Source organism: Streptococcus sp. oral taxon 061 (assembly GCF_013394695.1).
Classification (GTDB): Bacteria; Bacillota; Bacilli; order Lactobacillales; family Streptococcaceae; genus Streptococcus.
This window is the reverse complement of the sequence record NZ_CP058258.1, coordinates 1,155,314-1,170,923: the sequence shown is the minus strand read 5'-3', so window position 1 is coordinate 1,170,923 and position 15,610 is coordinate 1,155,314. Positions and strand designations below refer to the sequence as shown.

Sequence of the window (15,610 nt, the reverse complement as noted above, 5' to 3'; positions counted from 1 at the left end):
AAAAACTAGCTTTTTTTGTCAAAAAGTGATAAAATGAACAATGTAAATGGGATATCCCATAAAAATATACAGGAGGCCTGATAAAATGGCAATCGTTTCAGCAGAAAAATTTGTCCAAGCAGCTCGTGACAATGGTTATGCAGTTGGTGGATTTAACACAAACAACCTTGAGTGGACTCAAGCTATCTTGCGTGCAGCAGAAGCTAAAAAAGCTCCAGTTTTGATCCAAACTTCAATGGGTGCTGCTAAATACATGGGTGGTTACAAAGTTGCTCGCAACTTGATCGCTAACCTTGTAGAATCAATGGGTATCACTGTACCAGTAGCTATCCACCTTGACCACGGTCACTACGAAGATGCACTTGAGTGTATTCAAGTTGGTTATACTTCAGTTATGTTTGATGGTTCACACCTTCCAGTTGAAGAAAACCTTGAAAAAGCTCGTAAAGTTGTAGAATTTGCTCACGCAAATGGTGTATCAGTAGAAGCTGAAGTTGGAACTATCGGTGGTGAAGAAGACGGTATCATCGGTGACGGTGAATTGGCACCAATCGAAGACGCTAAAGCAATGGTTGCTACAGGAATCGACTTCTTGGCTGCAGGTATCGGTAACATCCACGGTCCTTACCCTGCAAACTGGAAAGGTCTTCACCTTGACCACTTGCAAAAATTGACTGAAGCTGTACCAGGATTCCCAATCGTATTGCACGGTGGATCAGGTATTCCTGACGACCAAATCCAAGCAGCTATCAAACTTGGTGTTGCTAAAGTTAACGTTAACACTGAATGCCAAATCGCATTCGCTAACGCAACTCGTAAATTTGCTCGTGACTACGAAGCAAACGAAGCAGAATACGATAAGAAGAAACTCTTCGACCCACGTAAATTCTTGGCTGACGGTGTAAAAGCTATCCAAGCATCAGTTGAAGAACGTATCGACGTATTCGGTTCAGAAGGTAAAGCTTAATCTAGCTGAACAATACAAAATGAAACCCGCCTTTGAAGGTGGGTTTTTTGTTTCTGGATATATACAGATTATACAGGAAAATTCTTAAACTTAAGTTGCTAAAAGAGTCTAATTTTTGTACAATAATGCTATGAAAATACTGAAAAAATCAGCCCTTGTCCTTCTTAGTTTCCTTATCTTGTTTTTAGTAGGGACATTTATCTTTCATCGTATCAGCTTAGAAAAGGAACAAGCCTCTCTAACTCCTATGGGTAAAACTGTTCTCGTTAATGGGCACAAAATCAATGTCTACGTTGAGGGGGATGGTCCAGAGACAATAGTGTTTCTATCTGGTGCTGGAATTGCTTCTCCAATATTGGACTTTAAGAATGTGTCGGATTCCTTATCAAAAAAATATAAGGTAGTCATCATGGAGCGGGCTGGCTATGGTTATAGCGAGGATAGTAATCAATCCAGAGACGTGATGGAAGTTTTGTCTGAGACACGTCAAGCTCTATCACAAGCAAATATATCAGGACCTTTTATCATTCTGTCTCATTCCATGGCTAGTCTCGAAAGTCTGGCTTGGCAGGAAAAGTATCCTGATGAGGTGAAAGCCTTGGTTGGTCTGGATTGGGCGTTACCAGCTAGTTATGAGGATTTAAAGGATAATCAGACCTTGCTTACTGTGGCTTATTGGAGCAGTAAGATTGGCTTATTACGCTATTTTCCTGAGTCCTTTTATATAAAAAATCCAACTCTGACTGAAAGTGAACGACAACAATATAAATTACTGGCTTATAAGCAGTTAATCTCACAAGCCATGCTTCATGAATCCCGTTTGGTAAAGGAAAATGCCAAGAAAGTTCCCTCTAGCATCAATCCGAAAATTCCCACCTTATTACTAGTGTCTAACGGTGAAGGCACGACCTTTAGCCAATCAGAATGGCAGCATTATGCAGAGAGATTTGCTAGTGGTCAGTCTAATGTTCAAGTCATCTATATGGATGCGCCTCACGACCTCTATCATTATCAAAATAATGAACTTGTTTCTCGAATTGAAGAATTTTTAACAGAGTAACTGTGATTTAGAAAGTTATTTTGAACTGATGCCAATAATTGAGAGGTGACATTTTATGAAGAACACTTATATTGTACTTAGACATGCTCATTCAAGATTCTCGAGTGATGATTTTAATAGAACATTGTCGGAAAAAGGATTTTCTTCTCTTGAACAGTTGGAGTTTTTAAATGCTTGTAAAATAGATTACTTTATTTCAAGCCCTTATAAGCGAGCTTTTGAGACCGTTAATAGTTCTCCCATTCGATTTGATAAGATAGTGCTTGATAATCGTCTACGTGAAAGAAAATTATCCTCAAAATTTATTGAAGATTCTGAGTTTGAAGAAACAATTCAATATTTATGGCAAAATCCAGATAAATCTCTCATTGGAGGCGAGTCCAATCGAGAAGCATTAAATAGAATTTTAGATTTATTTGCGGACTTGGAAGAAAGGTATTCAGATAAAACCATTTTACTGAGTTCTCATGGAAATTTGCTAGGAATCTTAATCAATCATTTTGATTCAAGTTTTGATTATAAAAAATGGGAACAGATGACCTTTCCAGATTGCTTTCTAGTGGACAAAGATGAGAGTGTGAAAAGAATTATGCCAGATACTTTTAGGTAATCATTTAGCTCACTCTATGTGATTTTTATTTTCTGTTATTGTAAATAGAATAGAAGGGAAGATAGCCATGATATTCGATCAGTCCTTGCAAGCCTACGTTCATGAAGTAGATAATGTTCTTGTAGCTTGGGAAGAAAGACCAAGTGGAAACTTTGAGATGGAAGCTCAGTTGCTTGCAGCCAATTACCATAAAAATAGATCTCGTATTCTTGCTTTTATACTGCCTCATTTACAAGAATTTTATGGGTATTTCACAGATGAAGAAGCTACTGAAAAATTGGGTAGACCCATCATCGAGCCAGAAAGACAAACCGTTACTTTCTGCGATCAAACTTTTGATGATATTCATATCTTTTCTTTTGACTATCAGGGGCAGGCATTTGAGAGTCTGGAGAATTTTGCCATTGATGGTTAAGGTCTGTTTTCAGTTTTAAAAAGAAGGAGAGAGACTGATGAGTACTGCTGATTTTGTCTTTATTGAGAGTAAAGACCCCATATTCCTAGATTTACAAGCCTTTCGTACTTCTTTGAGAGAAAAATTCCCAGGTATTTTGATTAGAGAAAGGACGAATCCTGAAAAAGCTTACTCGCTTTCTTGGGATTATCAAAGTCCTCAGCTTACCTTGGAAAGTTCTTTGAGTAGCAAGAAAAATGTTTTTGTGATTGATTACTTTGATTCAACGAACAGGTTACAAGATTATGCCTCCTATATCATCTGGCTTCGGAAATGGTTTCCACCTGAAGAGAAAGTTTGCTTTTGTGATGAAGGCTATGAGTATGTGTTTGAACTTCCTAGTGATTTATCCCAAAAGGAGTTTGAAAACTACTTACGAACAAGGTTTGATGAGTGAAGAAGAAGTTCGAAAACGAATAATGATATTGAACAGTTGAAAAGGAGAATCAGATGCTTACTAAAGATGATATGTTAGTTGCTTTGCATGATTCAATTACTGAAGACCAAGAATTTGAGTTAGCAGACGAGATTGTAGATGCCATGGAGGCTTACCCTCAACCCTTTGATTTGGTTGACCCCGTCTTAGACTTTATTTCCAAACATCCAGAAGTAGATTTTGGAGCTCCAGGTGAGTTGGTTCACTTTGTGGAGCGATTTTATCATCAAGGCTATGAGGAATTATTGATGGAGTCAGTTCTAAAAAGTCCAACTGTGCATAACATCTGGATGCTTCATCGATGCTATAATGACAATGATCCAAATCTAGTCCGGCAGATTCAGGCTTTGGTTGGAGAACTGAAGAAGAATAAGACTCTTGATTCACAAGTAAGAAGCATGATTGAAGACTTAACTTGGTAGAGGGAGGTGATGCAGCATCACCTTTTTATCTTTTCTTATGTTGAAAAAGAAGGCAGTTTTTTTGGGTGTTTTAAGGAAACTAATAAACATAATTTTTGGTTAAAAGCATCATTTTAAGATAGAAATCTCTAATTTCATAATCTATAAGCAAACGCTTGCATTCCTTTTTTTATTGGATTATAATAGGTTGGTATAAATCCTTCTGTAATATTATTGAGAAGGTGTAGAAAGTAAGGATTTAGAATATTTGTAGTCAAAAATACAATGTTGTTTCTTACGATAAGGAGATAGATATGGCAATGATAGAAGTGCAACATCTTCAGAAAAATTTTGTAAAGACTGTTAAGGAACCGGGATTGAAGGGAGCTTTGCGCTCCTTTATTCATCCTGAAAAGCAGACCTTTGAAGCGGTCAAAGATTTGACCTTTGAGGTGCCAAAGGGGCAGATTTTAGGATTTATCGGAGCAAATGGCGCTGGGAAGTCGACCACCATCAAAATGCTGACAGGAATTTTGAAACCGACATCTGGTTTTTGTCGGATTAACGGCAAGATTCCACAGGACAATCGCCAAGATTATGTCAAGGATATTGGAGTCGTTTTCGGACAACGCACCCAGCTATGGTGGGATTTGGCACTGCAAGAGACCTACACGGTCTTGAAGGAGATTTACGATGTGCCAGACTCGCTTTTCCATAAGCGCATGGACTTTTTGAATGAAGTTTTGGATTTGAAGGAATTTATCAAGGATCCTGTGCGGACTCTTTCACTAGGTCAACGGATGCGGGCGGATATTGCAGCTTCCTTGCTTCACAATCCCAAAGTTCTCTTTTTAGATGAGCCGACCATTGGCTTGGACGTTTCGGTCAAGGATAATATTCGACGTGCTATCACCCAGATCAATCAAGAGGAAGAAACTACTATTCTCTTGACCACTCACGACTTGAGCGACATTGAGCAACTCTGTGATCGGATTTTTATGATTGATAAGGGGCAAGAGATTTTTGATGGAACGGTAAGCCAGCTCAAGGAGACCTTTGGAAAGATGAAGACTCTTTCTTTTGAACTGCTACCAGGTCAAAGTTATCTAGTCTCCCATTATGAAGGCTTGCCTGATATGTCCATTGATAGACAAGGAAATAACCTGACTATTGAATTTGATAGTTCCCGCTACCAATCAGCTGATATTATCAAGCAAACCTTATCTGATTTTGAAGTCCGTGATTTGAAGATGGTAGATACGGATATTGAGGATATTATCCGTCGCTTCTATCGAAAGGAGCTCTAAGATGGTCAAATTGTGGAGACGTTATAAACCCTTTATCAATGCAGGGATTCAGGAGTTGATTACCTATCGAGTCAACTTTATTCTCTATCGGATTGGTGATGTCATGGGGGCTTTTGTGGCCTTTTATCTCTGGAAGGCTGTCTTTGATTCTTCGCAAGAGTCCTTGATTCAAGGCTTTAGTATGGCAGATATCACCCTCTACATCATTATGAGTTTTGTGACCAATCTGTTGACCAAGTCAGATAGCTCTTTTATGATTGGGGAGGAGGTCAAGGATGGCTCCATTATCATGCGCTTGCTGAGACCGGTGCATTTTGCGGCCTCTTATCTTTTCACCGAGCTTGGTTCCAAGTGGTTGATTTTTATCTCTGTTGGACTGCCATTTTTAAGTGTTATTGTTTTGATGAAAATCTTATCTGGGCAAGGTATTGTAGAAGTGCTGGGATTAACTGTCCTTTATCTCTTTAGCTTAACTCTGGCTTATCTGATTAACTTTTTCTTTAATATCTGCTTTGGATTTTCAGCCTTTGTATTTAAAAATTTATGGGGTTCCAATCTACTCAAGACTTCAATAGTGGCCTTTATGTCTGGAAGTTTAATTCCCTTGGCTTTCTTTCCGAAAATCGTTTCAGATATTCTGTCCTTCTTGCCTTTCTCATCCTTAATTTACACTCCGGTCATGATTATTGTTGGGAAATACGATGCCAGTCAGATTCTTCAAGCACTTTTGCTTCAGTTTTTCTGGCTTATAGTGATGGTGGGCTTGTCTCAGTTGATTTGGAAACGAGTCCAGTCATTTATCACCATTCAGGGAGGTTAGGATGAAAAAATATCAACGCATGCATCTGATTTTTATCAGACAATACATCAAGCAAATCATGGAATACAAGGTGGATTTTGTGGTTGGTGTCTTGGGAGTCTTTCTGACTCAAGGGCTGAACCTCTTGTTTCTCAATGTACTCTTTCAACACATCCCCTCGCTAGAAGGTTGGACCTTTCAAGAGATTGCCTTTATCTATGGATTTTCCTTAATTCCAAAGGGATTAGATCATCTCTTTTTTGACAATCTCTGGGCTTTAGGTCAACGACTAGTTCGAAAAGGGGAGTTTGACAAGTATCTGACCCGTCCTATCAATCCTCTCTTTCACATCCTCGTTGAGACGTTTCAGATTGATGCCTTGGGTGAACTTTTGGTCGGTGGCATCTTACTAGCAACAACGGCGACTAGCATTGCTTGGACTCTTCCAAAATTCCTGATTTTTCTAGTTTGTATTCCTTTTGCGACCTTGATTTACACTTCTTTAAAAATCGCGACAGCCAGCATCGCTTTTTGGACCAAGCAGTCAGGTGCCATGATTTACATTTTCTATATGTTTAATGATTTTGCCAAGTACCCGATTTCCATTTACAATTCGCTCCTTCGTTGGTTAATTAGCTTCATCGTGCCTTTTGCTTTTACGGCCTACTATCCTGCCAGCTATTTCTTGCAGGACAAGGATGTCTTCTTTAATATCGGTGGTTTGATTCTGATTTCCCTTGTCTTCTTTGTCATTTCTTTGAAACTATGGGACAAGGGCTTAGATGCCTACGAAAGTGCTGGTTCGTAAGAGCTAAAGTAAGACTAAAACCAAGAAAGGATTTTGTAATGTTTGTTATTGAAGAGGTCAAGAATGAAGCACAAAAAATGGCAGTAGTCACTGAAGTCTTACATGACTTACCAGAATGGTTTGGAATACCAGAAAGCACGCAAGCCTATATCGAAGGAGCCAAGGACTTGCAAGTGTGGGCTGCCTATCAGGAGAGTGATTTGGCTGGATTTGTAAGCTTGGCCTATTCCAGTGAAGATTGTGCAGAGATTGATTGTATCGGTGTAAAAAAAGCTCATCAAGGTAGAGGAATTGGGAGTCAATTACTTGCTACTTTAGAAAATGAAGCACGCAAAAACGTTGATTATTTGCAAGTGAAAACAGTAGCAGAAGGCTCTAATAAGGATTATGATCGAACAAATGCCTTTTATTGCAGACTTGGCTTTAAAAAACTAGAGATTTTTCCGCAACTGTGGGGATCCCAAAATCCTTGTCAGATTTTGATTAAAAAGATAGATTAACAAACCTTGACATCCTTCCTTATAGTGCTATACTATAAGGGGAATCGCCGATTTAGCTCAGTTGGTAGAGCAACGCACTCGTAACGCGTAGGTCACAGGTTCGATCCCTGCAATCGGCAGTGTGAAAGAAGTCCTCTTGGACTTCTTTTTTCTTTTGATAAGATTTTTGACCACATAGTCTATCATGACTACCACATAGGCAAAACCTATTGTTTGCGTTTTTTATTTCTGTTATAGTAGTAATTGTCAAGGGGAGATTAAACTTCCTAACAAAATAGAAAATGAGGTTATATCATGAAAAAAGTAGTAGGTATCGGATTTTTAGTCGTTGCAGCAGCAGTTTTGTATTTTGGTTTAGTTGGATGGCCAAGTTTGGATGTTAACATCTGGGCACTCTTTCCAGTAGGTTTATTCTTATTCTTTACTCTTGAGAATTTGGTTAAAAAAGATTATAAGGCCAGTCTCATGAGCTTAATTATTGCCTTTATCATCGCTAATGCCATTCTTGATATCTTGCCACTTTCAAGTGGTTTGGTTATCGGTGCAGGTGTGCTAGCTTGTGTGGGGATTGGTTTCCTCTTTCCGGAAACTAACAAGAAAGAAGTATAAAACAAAAAAGTCTCGAGCTTTCTCGAGACTTTTGCTTTATTTGCCTGCGTAATATTTTTGAATACCTTTGACAATACCTGCCACCAATCTATTTTGGTAAGCATCGCTACGAATTTGTTGGTTTTCGTTGAAATTGTCAATGTAACCAAGCTCCAATAGAACTGCTGGTTTATCGGTTTCTCGAAGGACAGCAAAGCTACTTTGGAGAAGACCTGCATCCTTAGCACCTGTTTCAGCTAGGAGTGAAGAGTGGATATCTGCAGCTAGGCGATTGCTTTCACTGATACGGTCGGGATGGTTATGCCAGTATGGATTAATCTTAGAAGGATAACCAGCAGCTTCTTCGTAAGAATAGGTCTGAATACCAGAACGGTTAGAAGCAGGGCTGCCACTAGCATTGAAGTGAATACTAATAAAGATATCTGAATCAGTCTTATTAACCATTCTTGAACGTTCAGTGACAAAGTCGACATAGACATCACTATCTCTAGAAGAAAGAACAGTATAACCAAGACTTTGGAGTTCCTTGCGTAGTTTTTGATAAACTTGCATGGTGAGGTCTTTTTCATTCGTGTTATAATAAACAGCACCAGGATCTTTACCGCCGTGTCCTGGGTCTAAGAAAACGGTATATGTGTATTTTCCTTTTTCAAATCCACGACTTACTGGAACTTCACCTATCCATTTTCCATTACTTTGGAACTGATGTGCTTTTCCATCGATTTTACGAGTTCCTGTGACATAGACACCATTTTCATCTACATAGTAACGAGCATTGTAGTAGCTGTCATCAATCCATTCACTCTTAGCCATGTAACCACCTGACTTGAGGTAGTATGAACCAATCCATTCACGCGCTGCATAAGCACCACCTGATTTTAAATAGAACCAGCTATTATAGTTTTTATCAAAAATCCACTCTTTCTCAGCCATGGCACCGCTAGCTTTTAGGTAGTAGTTACCTTGCCATTGGTTACTTGCCATAGTGGCATCTTTATTAAAGTAGTACCAAGTACCACCAATTTTATCCCACTTATTTTTACTTAATTGTCCAGAAGTTTGGGCATAGTACCATTTACCATCTTGTTTGACCCAAGCGCTCTCAGCCATAGCCCCACTATTGGTAAAGATATAACCATCAAAAATGGTGTTGCTGAGCATGATTCCATCTTTGTCAAAGTAGTACCATACACCACCAACTTTTTCCCATTTTTGCTGAGAGATTTTACCAGATGGCTTTGCATAATACCATTTATCTTTGATTTTACCCCAGCCACTATCTACCATAGCCCCGCTACTAGTCAGGATGTATCCATCATAAATCGTATCACTGAGCATGATACCGTTCTTATCGAAGTAGTACCATTTTCCTTGAATTTTTTTCCAGTTAAGAACAGGGGCATTGTTTTCATAGAAACGCCAGTGGTTTTCCTCTAATACCCAACCTTCTTTTTTGACTTCTGGAGCCTTGTCTTCCTCTTTCTTAGCTGGAGTTTCACTTGGATTTGTTGTAGAAGTTGTTGGTACGCTTGAACTTGTTTCAGTAGAAGGAGCAGTTTCCTTGGTTGAAGGGATGCTCTTTTTTTCTTTTTCTGTAGTTGTAGTTTCTTGTGTCGTTTCTGCTGTAGTTTTTACGTTATTTTCTTCAGCCAAAGCAGGGTGTGTTGCGAATCCTAGAAAAGTAAGTGCGATGGCACTTGCCAAGAGCGTTTTTTTCACTTGTTTGATCTCCTATTTTTTTAATAATCTTTTTTAAAATGTCATTAGAAAAGCACCTCATGTGGAAGAACGAGTCGCCAACTGTTGAGGTGCTGGCATGATTTATTTCATCATGAAGATTTGAACAATCATAACGATGTAGATGAGCAATGTGAGTAGAAATCCAGCTCTCCAAAAGAATTTAAGGAATTTTGGATAATAAAAACTACGTTTTTTGCTTAAAAAGAAAAAGGCTAGAATGATGGCTAGCAAAGATAGGGCTGCCCCCAAAATGGGAAGTTGATTATGGGTAAAAACCTTTGCACTGATTAAATAGTATTCAAAAATCAGAAAAGGAAAAGCCAAATCTGCAAAGTTAATCCCCTTTTTCTTTAACTTTAAAAATCTACTAAAGATAATAGCCAAAGCCAAGGTTAGTACCAAAAGCAAGACAGAAGCGAGTTTTATTAAAATCATAACAATATTGTATCATAAAATTTGAATAAAAGGAAAGCATATTCCTTGATTTAACAGTGTTTTTCTAAAAATTTTTGTTTAGAAACTGATTTTTTATACTATATCAAACATCAATGTGATTTACTTTGTAAAGTTGGAGTAGTTTGAGTCTTCATTATAAATCTTTTTTATGGTGACCATAGAAAAAATATATTAGTCAGGAGAGAAGAATAGTAGTAGAATGAGTAGCAAATAAAACAAAGGAGTTTCTTATGAAATTAGTTACGTTATGGTCAAAACTCTCACTAGGCATTCAATTATTGGTGGCTTTGGTCTTAGGTGTTATCGCTGCACTTATCTGGCCACAATTTTCAGGCTTTTATCAATTTTTAGGTCAAGCCTTTATTAAATTGATCAATATGGTTATCATTCCGCTAATCTTCCCAACCATCGTTGTTGCAGTAGCTGGAGTTATCGGAAAAAAATCTTTCGGGAAAATTTTGACCAAGAGTTTGGTTTACTTTTTTGCTGTAACAACTGCCATTACTCTTTTGTTTGTATTTGCTAGTTACTATTTAGGATTTGGTCAAGGAGTGAATATCGGTCAAACTGGTGGAAACCTTGATGGGATTGCTAACAATGTCAAGTTCAGCGAATTTTTGCTTGGTTTCATTCCATCAAATATCGTTAAATCTCTTTCAGATGGCGCTCTATTGCCAATTATCGTTTTTGCCATCTTTCTTGGTTACGGAATTGGGAATCTTAAGTCTGACAAATCTCAGAAGATTATCGAAGGTTTCCAAATCTGGATTGAAGCCATTTACAAGATTGTTGCAGTAATTATCAAACTATCACCGATTGGTATTTTTGGATTTATCGCTAAAGATGTTGCAACTACGGGTGTCGACAAGTTGATTGGGCTTGGTCAGTTTGTAATTGGAACTTATCTGGCTTATGCTGTATTGGTTCTCCTTATTTTCCCTTTGATTGCTGTATTCTTTAAGGTGCCGTATTTGTCAGCCTTTCGTGAAAATTGGAGTCTCTTGACTCTGGCTTTTGTTACTGGAAGTTCTAGTGTGGTCTTGCCATCACTTCTTAAAGATTTGAAAAAACAGGGGCATGACGAGCATACAATTGATTTAGTTGTTCCTTTAGGATATACTTTTAACTTAGAAGGAGCAGCGGTTTATTTCTCAGTAGCGACAATTTTTATCGCCCATGCCTATGGCATTCAATTTTCATTATCAAGTCTCTTGTTTACTGTTTTACTTTTGACTTTAATTGGAAAAACTGCGGCAACCGTACCATCAGGAGCTATTGTGGTTCTATTAGCTGCAGCACCTCAATTGGGCTTGCCAGTTGAAGGAGTGGCCTTGATTTTTGCAGTTGATTTCTTTGTCAATGCTGGCCGTACTATGATCAATGTTTTGGGTCAAATCTTAACAGTTAGCGTTATCGAAAAAACAGAAGGATACATTTTAGAAGAAGAAAAGGAAAGCCAATTATCAGTCAGCTTTTCTTAAGGAGATATGAATAATGAGTGAAGCAAAAGTTTATGTGATTCATGAGAATCTAGAATGGACTCAACATTTAGTGAAATGGTTGGAAGAATTAGAAGTCCCTTATGAACTATGGGATTTGTCTAGTGGGATTTTAGATTTGCAAAGCCCACCGCCGCAAGGTATCTTTTACAATCGTATGTCTGCCTCTTCACACACAAGAGGACATCGTTATGCGCCAGAATTTACAGAGCAAGTGATTACTTGGTTAGAAGCACACGGACGCAAAGTTGTGAATGGTACCGGTGCTATCAACCTTGAAATTAGTAAAATCAAACAATATTTGAAGTTAAACGAGTCTGGTATCGAGACTCCTGCAACAGTTGCAGTTTTGGGTCAAGAAAACATTATTGAAGCGGCAAGAAAATTAAACATTTATCCTTTGATTACCAAGCACAATCGTGCAGGTAAGGGATTAGGCGTTCAACTCTTCCAAAATGAAGAGGAACTGGCAACTTATGTCAATAGCCCTCTCTTTGAACCATCAGTGGACGGGATTACCTTGTTACAAGCCTACATCAAGCCAAGTGATGGACGTATCCGTCGTTCAGAGTTTATCAATCAAAAATTCCTCTATACTGTTTCGATCGATTCTTCAGATGGTTTCCAACTTTGTCCAGCAGATGGTTGCCAAATCGGCAAGAGACCAGAGCAACTAGAAACGTCTGAAAAATTCCAGATTACAGAACCTCTACCAGATGACCGGAGAGAAGCTTATGAAAGTTTCTTGAAAAATGCTCAGATTGAAGTTGCGGCGATTGAATGGGTTCAATCAGAGAGTGGAGACATTTATGTCTATGATGTAAATACCAACACCAACTACAATCCTACCGCAGAAAAAAATGCCACTATTTTTGCCCACCAACACTTGGCTCAGTATCTAAAAACAGAATTGCAAGCCCTGACTAGTGGACAATAAAGCAGGAAATTCAAAAATCCCCCAGTATTAAATGACTGGGGGATCGATTTGTGTAATCGGTGAAATCTTATTGATTTGCTTTAAAGTCCGGGTCTTTTAGACTTTGAACACTGGCATTGATGACGGCACCGATGATTAATATCTTGGCAATGATAATGAACCAGAACATCATAACAACAACGACGATTGAACTGAAAAATCTGACGTCAACGAGATAATTGACATAATTGTTGAAATAAGCTGCAAAGATGTTTAATAAAGCAATCGTCGTAACTAGTACAAAGAGACTTCCAGGTATGACGTAGCGAATCTTACTTACTTTAACATTTGGTAGGAAATAATAGAGCATAATCACGGTAGCAAAAAGAAAGGCATAGATCAGCGGTCCTGTAAAATCTTGTAGATAAGAAAACAGAGCACTCTCGGATTTCCAGTAGTTTTTAAGCAGGTCCAATAACATATGGCCAAACATACTAAGGAATAATGCAAGCGCAAAGAGAATTTGAAGTCCAAAGCTAACTAAGAGGCTCATCATCTGATGTGAGATAATTCCTCTATTTTTTGCGATTCCATAGGCTTTATTAAAAGCCTTTTGAAGAAAATTCATGGATTTGGAGAAAGTCCAAAGAGCTGATAAGATAGCAAAACTCAGTAAACCTGTCGATGGTTGAGTCAGAACTTCTCTGACAATCTTTGCAACAACTTCATAGATTGTATCTGGTAAAAATTCCTTGATGGTTAATAGAAAGTTTGAGATGGGAATTTGAAAGTAGGGTAAGATATTGACCACTATCATGAGTAAAGGGAAGATTGAAATCAACCAATAGTAGGCAACAGCAACGCTGGTTAGCTCGCTATCAGAGGCTTGATAGTAGTGTAAAAAAGCTTTTAATAATGGTCTATCGTTCAGCTGTTTCCACAACTTTTTCATTTCACAAACCTCCAGTTTTTCTTGTTTTGTATAGACTTTAATTTCTTCGAACTAATTCCATCATATCGTAAGGTAAGGTATTAGCAGATTCTTTTAAGGAATAGGTTTCTAAATTATTGACATTTTGGCGTAGCTTTTTGGCATACTGAGCTGAGATGAGTTTTTGAGCTTCGTATTCAAAGATACACTTACGTTCAAGGTAGTAACCTCTAAGCATTTCAGCGATGTTATTGGGTTTGATACGATTGATAACCCGTTCCACAAAGGCGCCACTCGTAATATGACTGGTTTCACGGAGACGAGATTCCTGCATGAAGCTGATCAGAGAACTTTTATAAATCCCTTTAAGGTTTTCCAAACTTTCGATGATGATTTCAGTGTTGGCTAGGTAGAGTTCAGCAATCTGGTCATAGTCAATGGCCAGAAGTCTTTGGGTTTCTTTGTTCTTCAAGGAACGAAGGGTTTTGCCAAATGTAAGCAACTCGTGTAGGAGAAAACGTATAATCCGAATAGAAACAAGGAAGTAGTAGGTTATTCGAGAAGCGAAGTTTCGTTTAATATTTTTCTCCATGCTTTTCAGATAACGTTGGTAGACACGATATCCTCTTTCGCCGATTTTGCCTTCTTCATAGGCTTGCTCCAAACCATCGCTCTCGATACTGAGAATCAGTAGTTTGAGAGCTTCCCAGTCTTCCTGGATTTCCTTGTTCTCCTGACTGAGGATGAGATTTTCAATACGTCCATGATAATTGTCAATAGCCGCATAGAGTGGAACCTTGTTTTTTGTGTTCTCTAAATCCTTCTCTAACTCCATGGCGACATCATTTAAGATAGCGATGTGCATGAGCTGATCCTTAGATGGTTCTTTCTCTTCGGAAAGGTGTGGAAGTACCAGTAATCCCGTAAGGAAACTGACAAGTGTTACACCAGCTACGAGGAAGAGAAGAAGAGGATATTCTTGTTCTAGATTAGACGGTATCAAAAGGATAGTGGCAATGGATACAGTTCCCTTGACGCCAGAAAAGGTAAGGAGAAGCATATCTTTGACATACTTATCTAAGCTTTTATGAAGTTTCTTAATCCGAAAAGCGTAAAAGCCGTAGATCATCACAAAGCGGATGGCAAAGAGTAGGAAGGTCAAGAGAAAAACGCTGACTAAGAGAAGCACTTTGTTGTAAAATGCACTCTTAAGAATTGGTTCAGCAATCATTTCCAGTTCCATCCCAAGAATGACAAAGACAGAACCATTGAGCATGAAGGTTACAGTGTGCCAGACAGTCTCGGTAACAGTATCAACCTGGGCTTCAAGCAAGTTGATTTTTTTGAAACGACTGGCTTTCAAAATCCCAGCGACTACAACGGCGATAATACCTGAGACATGAATCTCTTCAGCTATGAAAAATGTCAAGAGGGGCAAACTGAGTTCTAGCAAGAGCTCGCTTGCGATATCTGTTGCGCGGACACTAAGTAAAAAGGTATGGAGGAAGCGATTGATTAGGGCTGTTATAAAGCCGACTGCAAAACCTCCAACAATGGAAATAGCTAATGAAGTTCCGGCTTGGGTGAGCGAAAATGTTCCTGTTGTCCAAGCGATGAGAGCCACACGAAAGGCTACTAGACCAGAAGCATCATTAAGAAGACCTTCCCCTTTTAAGATATTAGAAACCCGTTTTGGAAAGGAAAAACGTTGAGAAAGGGAAGCGAAGGCAACTAGGTCTGTAGGCCCTAAGGCAGCACCAACTGCTACACAGGCTGCTAATGGTAGGCTAGCCCAAAGGACATGAGCGAGTCCACCCATGCTCAGAGCTGATATAAAGATAACTGGGAAAATCAAGTAGAGAACGATTCTCCAGTGCTTTAAGATAGAGGTTACATCTGCTTCTTGAGCTTCACGAAAGAGTAGTGGGCCAATGACTAAAGCCAGAAACAACTCAGTATCTAAGTGATATTGGTTGTTAGGTAAGCAAAGCCCAATTCCAATCCCTAACAAAATTTGAATCAGGGGCATGGGTAAAAAGGGAAGAAGTTTATTGGTCGTGCTAGAAACAATAAGAACTAGTAAAAATACTAAGAGATAAAAAAGTAAATTCATCTTC

The 15,610-nt window shown here is 38.6% G+C and carries 17 protein-coding genes and 1 tRNA gene; 14 read left to right on the top strand and 4 right to left on the bottom strand.

From position 1 onward, the window contains the following. Window positions 1-85: 85 nt before the first annotated feature. The 12 genes from HW271_RS05750 (at window position 86) to HW271_RS05695 (ending at window position 7,951) form a co-directional block, all read left to right on the top strand. On the top strand, window positions 86-967 hold the full coding sequence (locus HW271_RS05750; RefSeq protein WP_001019005.1) for a class II fructose-bisphosphate aldolase: 882 nt from the start codon (window positions 86-88) through the stop codon (window positions 965-967). A 130-nt stretch (window positions 968-1,097) separates the two neighbouring features. Next, window positions 1,098-2,027 carry an alpha/beta fold hydrolase gene (locus HW271_RS05745; RefSeq protein ID WP_178895201.1) on the top strand — a complete coding sequence of 310 codons (930 nt, stop codon included), beginning with the start codon at window positions 1,098-1,100 and terminating at the stop codon, window positions 2,025-2,027. Between the two features lie 55 nt (window positions 2,028-2,082). Then, on the top strand, window positions 2,083-2,637 hold the full coding sequence (locus HW271_RS05740; protein ID WP_178895200.1) for a histidine phosphatase family protein: 555 nt from the start codon (window positions 2,083-2,085) through the stop codon (window positions 2,635-2,637). A 67-nt stretch (window positions 2,638-2,704) separates the two neighbouring features. After that, window positions 2,705-3,052 carry a hypothetical protein gene (locus tag HW271_RS05735; RefSeq protein WP_178895199.1) on the top strand — a complete coding sequence of 116 codons (348 nt, stop codon included), beginning with the start codon at window positions 2,705-2,707 and terminating at the stop codon, window positions 3,050-3,052. Between the two features lie 37 nt (window positions 3,053-3,089). Then, entirely contained in the window at window positions 3,090-3,488 is a 399-nt protein-coding gene (locus HW271_RS05730; protein ID WP_178895198.1) for a hypothetical protein, read from the top strand. Between the two features lie 53 nt (window positions 3,489-3,541). Further along, window positions 3,542-3,949 (top strand): hypothetical protein, encoded by a 408-nt coding sequence (locus HW271_RS05725; RefSeq protein WP_178895197.1) that lies wholly within the window; start codon window positions 3,542-3,544, stop codon window positions 3,947-3,949. A gap of 293 nt (window positions 3,950-4,242) precedes the next feature. Next, window positions 4,243-5,235 (top strand): ATP-binding cassette domain-containing protein, encoded by a 993-nt coding sequence (locus tag HW271_RS05720; protein ID WP_049495618.1) that lies wholly within the window; start codon window positions 4,243-4,245, stop codon window positions 5,233-5,235. A 1-nt stretch (window position 5,236) separates the two neighbouring features. After that, the gene (locus HW271_RS05715) at window positions 5,237-6,055 is read left to right on the top strand and encodes an ABC-2 family transporter protein (RefSeq protein WP_178895196.1); all 819 of its coding nucleotides are present in this window, start codon (window positions 5,237-5,239) and stop codon (window positions 6,053-6,055) included. A gap of 1 nt (window position 6,056) precedes the next feature. After that, window positions 6,057-6,842, top strand: a complete 786-nt coding sequence (locus HW271_RS05710) for an ABC transporter permease (protein WP_178895195.1) — start codon at window positions 6,057-6,059, stop codon at window positions 6,840-6,842. Window positions 6,843-6,880: 38 nt separating this feature from the next. Beyond that, window positions 6,881-7,342: a GNAT family N-acetyltransferase gene (locus HW271_RS05705; protein WP_049495611.1), complete on the top strand. Its 462-nt coding sequence runs from the start codon at window positions 6,881-6,883 to the stop codon at window positions 7,340-7,342. Window positions 7,343-7,388: 46 nt separating this feature from the next. Beyond that, window positions 7,389-7,461: transfer RNA gene (locus HW271_RS05700), tRNA-Thr, on the top strand. A 175-nt stretch (window positions 7,462-7,636) separates the two neighbouring features. After that, complete coding sequence (locus HW271_RS05695) at window positions 7,637-7,951, top strand: hypothetical protein (protein ID WP_049495580.1); 315 nt, start codon at window positions 7,637-7,639, stop codon at window positions 7,949-7,951. A 36-nt stretch (window positions 7,952-7,987) separates the two neighbouring features. Here the strand turns inward: HW271_RS05695 and HW271_RS05690 are convergent, their stop codons facing one another. After that, window positions 7,988-9,670, bottom strand: coding sequence for an N-acetylmuramoyl-L-alanine amidase (locus tag HW271_RS05690; protein WP_178895194.1), 1,683 nt, complete (start codon window positions 9,668-9,670; stop codon window positions 7,988-7,990). Window positions 9,671-9,772: 102 nt separating this feature from the next. Further along, window positions 9,773-10,132, bottom strand: a complete 360-nt coding sequence (locus HW271_RS05685) for a DUF3397 domain-containing protein (protein ID WP_049495574.1) — start codon at window positions 10,130-10,132, stop codon at window positions 9,773-9,775. 245 nt (window positions 10,133-10,377) lie between these two features. On the opposite strand from HW271_RS05685, the gene HW271_RS05680 reads away from it, so the two are divergent. Then, a complete protein-coding gene (locus HW271_RS05680) occupies window positions 10,378-11,628 on the top strand; it encodes a dicarboxylate/amino acid:cation symporter (protein ID WP_178895193.1) in 1,251 nt (416 codons plus the stop codon). A 13-nt stretch (window positions 11,629-11,641) separates the two neighbouring features. Beyond that, entirely contained in the window at window positions 11,642-12,583 is a 942-nt protein-coding gene (locus HW271_RS05675) for a RimK family alpha-L-glutamate ligase (protein ID WP_049495570.1), read from the top strand. 67 nt (window positions 12,584-12,650) lie between these two features. On the opposite strand, the gene HW271_RS05670 is transcribed toward HW271_RS05675, so the two are convergent. Further along, complete coding sequence (locus tag HW271_RS05670) at window positions 12,651-13,514, bottom strand: YihY/virulence factor BrkB family protein (protein WP_178895192.1); 864 nt, start codon at window positions 13,512-13,514, stop codon at window positions 12,651-12,653. 37 nt (window positions 13,515-13,551) lie between these two features. Further along, window positions 13,552-15,606, bottom strand: coding sequence for a sodium:proton antiporter (locus HW271_RS05665; protein ID WP_045613952.1), 2,055 nt, complete (start codon window positions 15,604-15,606; stop codon window positions 13,552-13,554). Window positions 15,607-15,610: the final 4 nt, after the last annotated feature.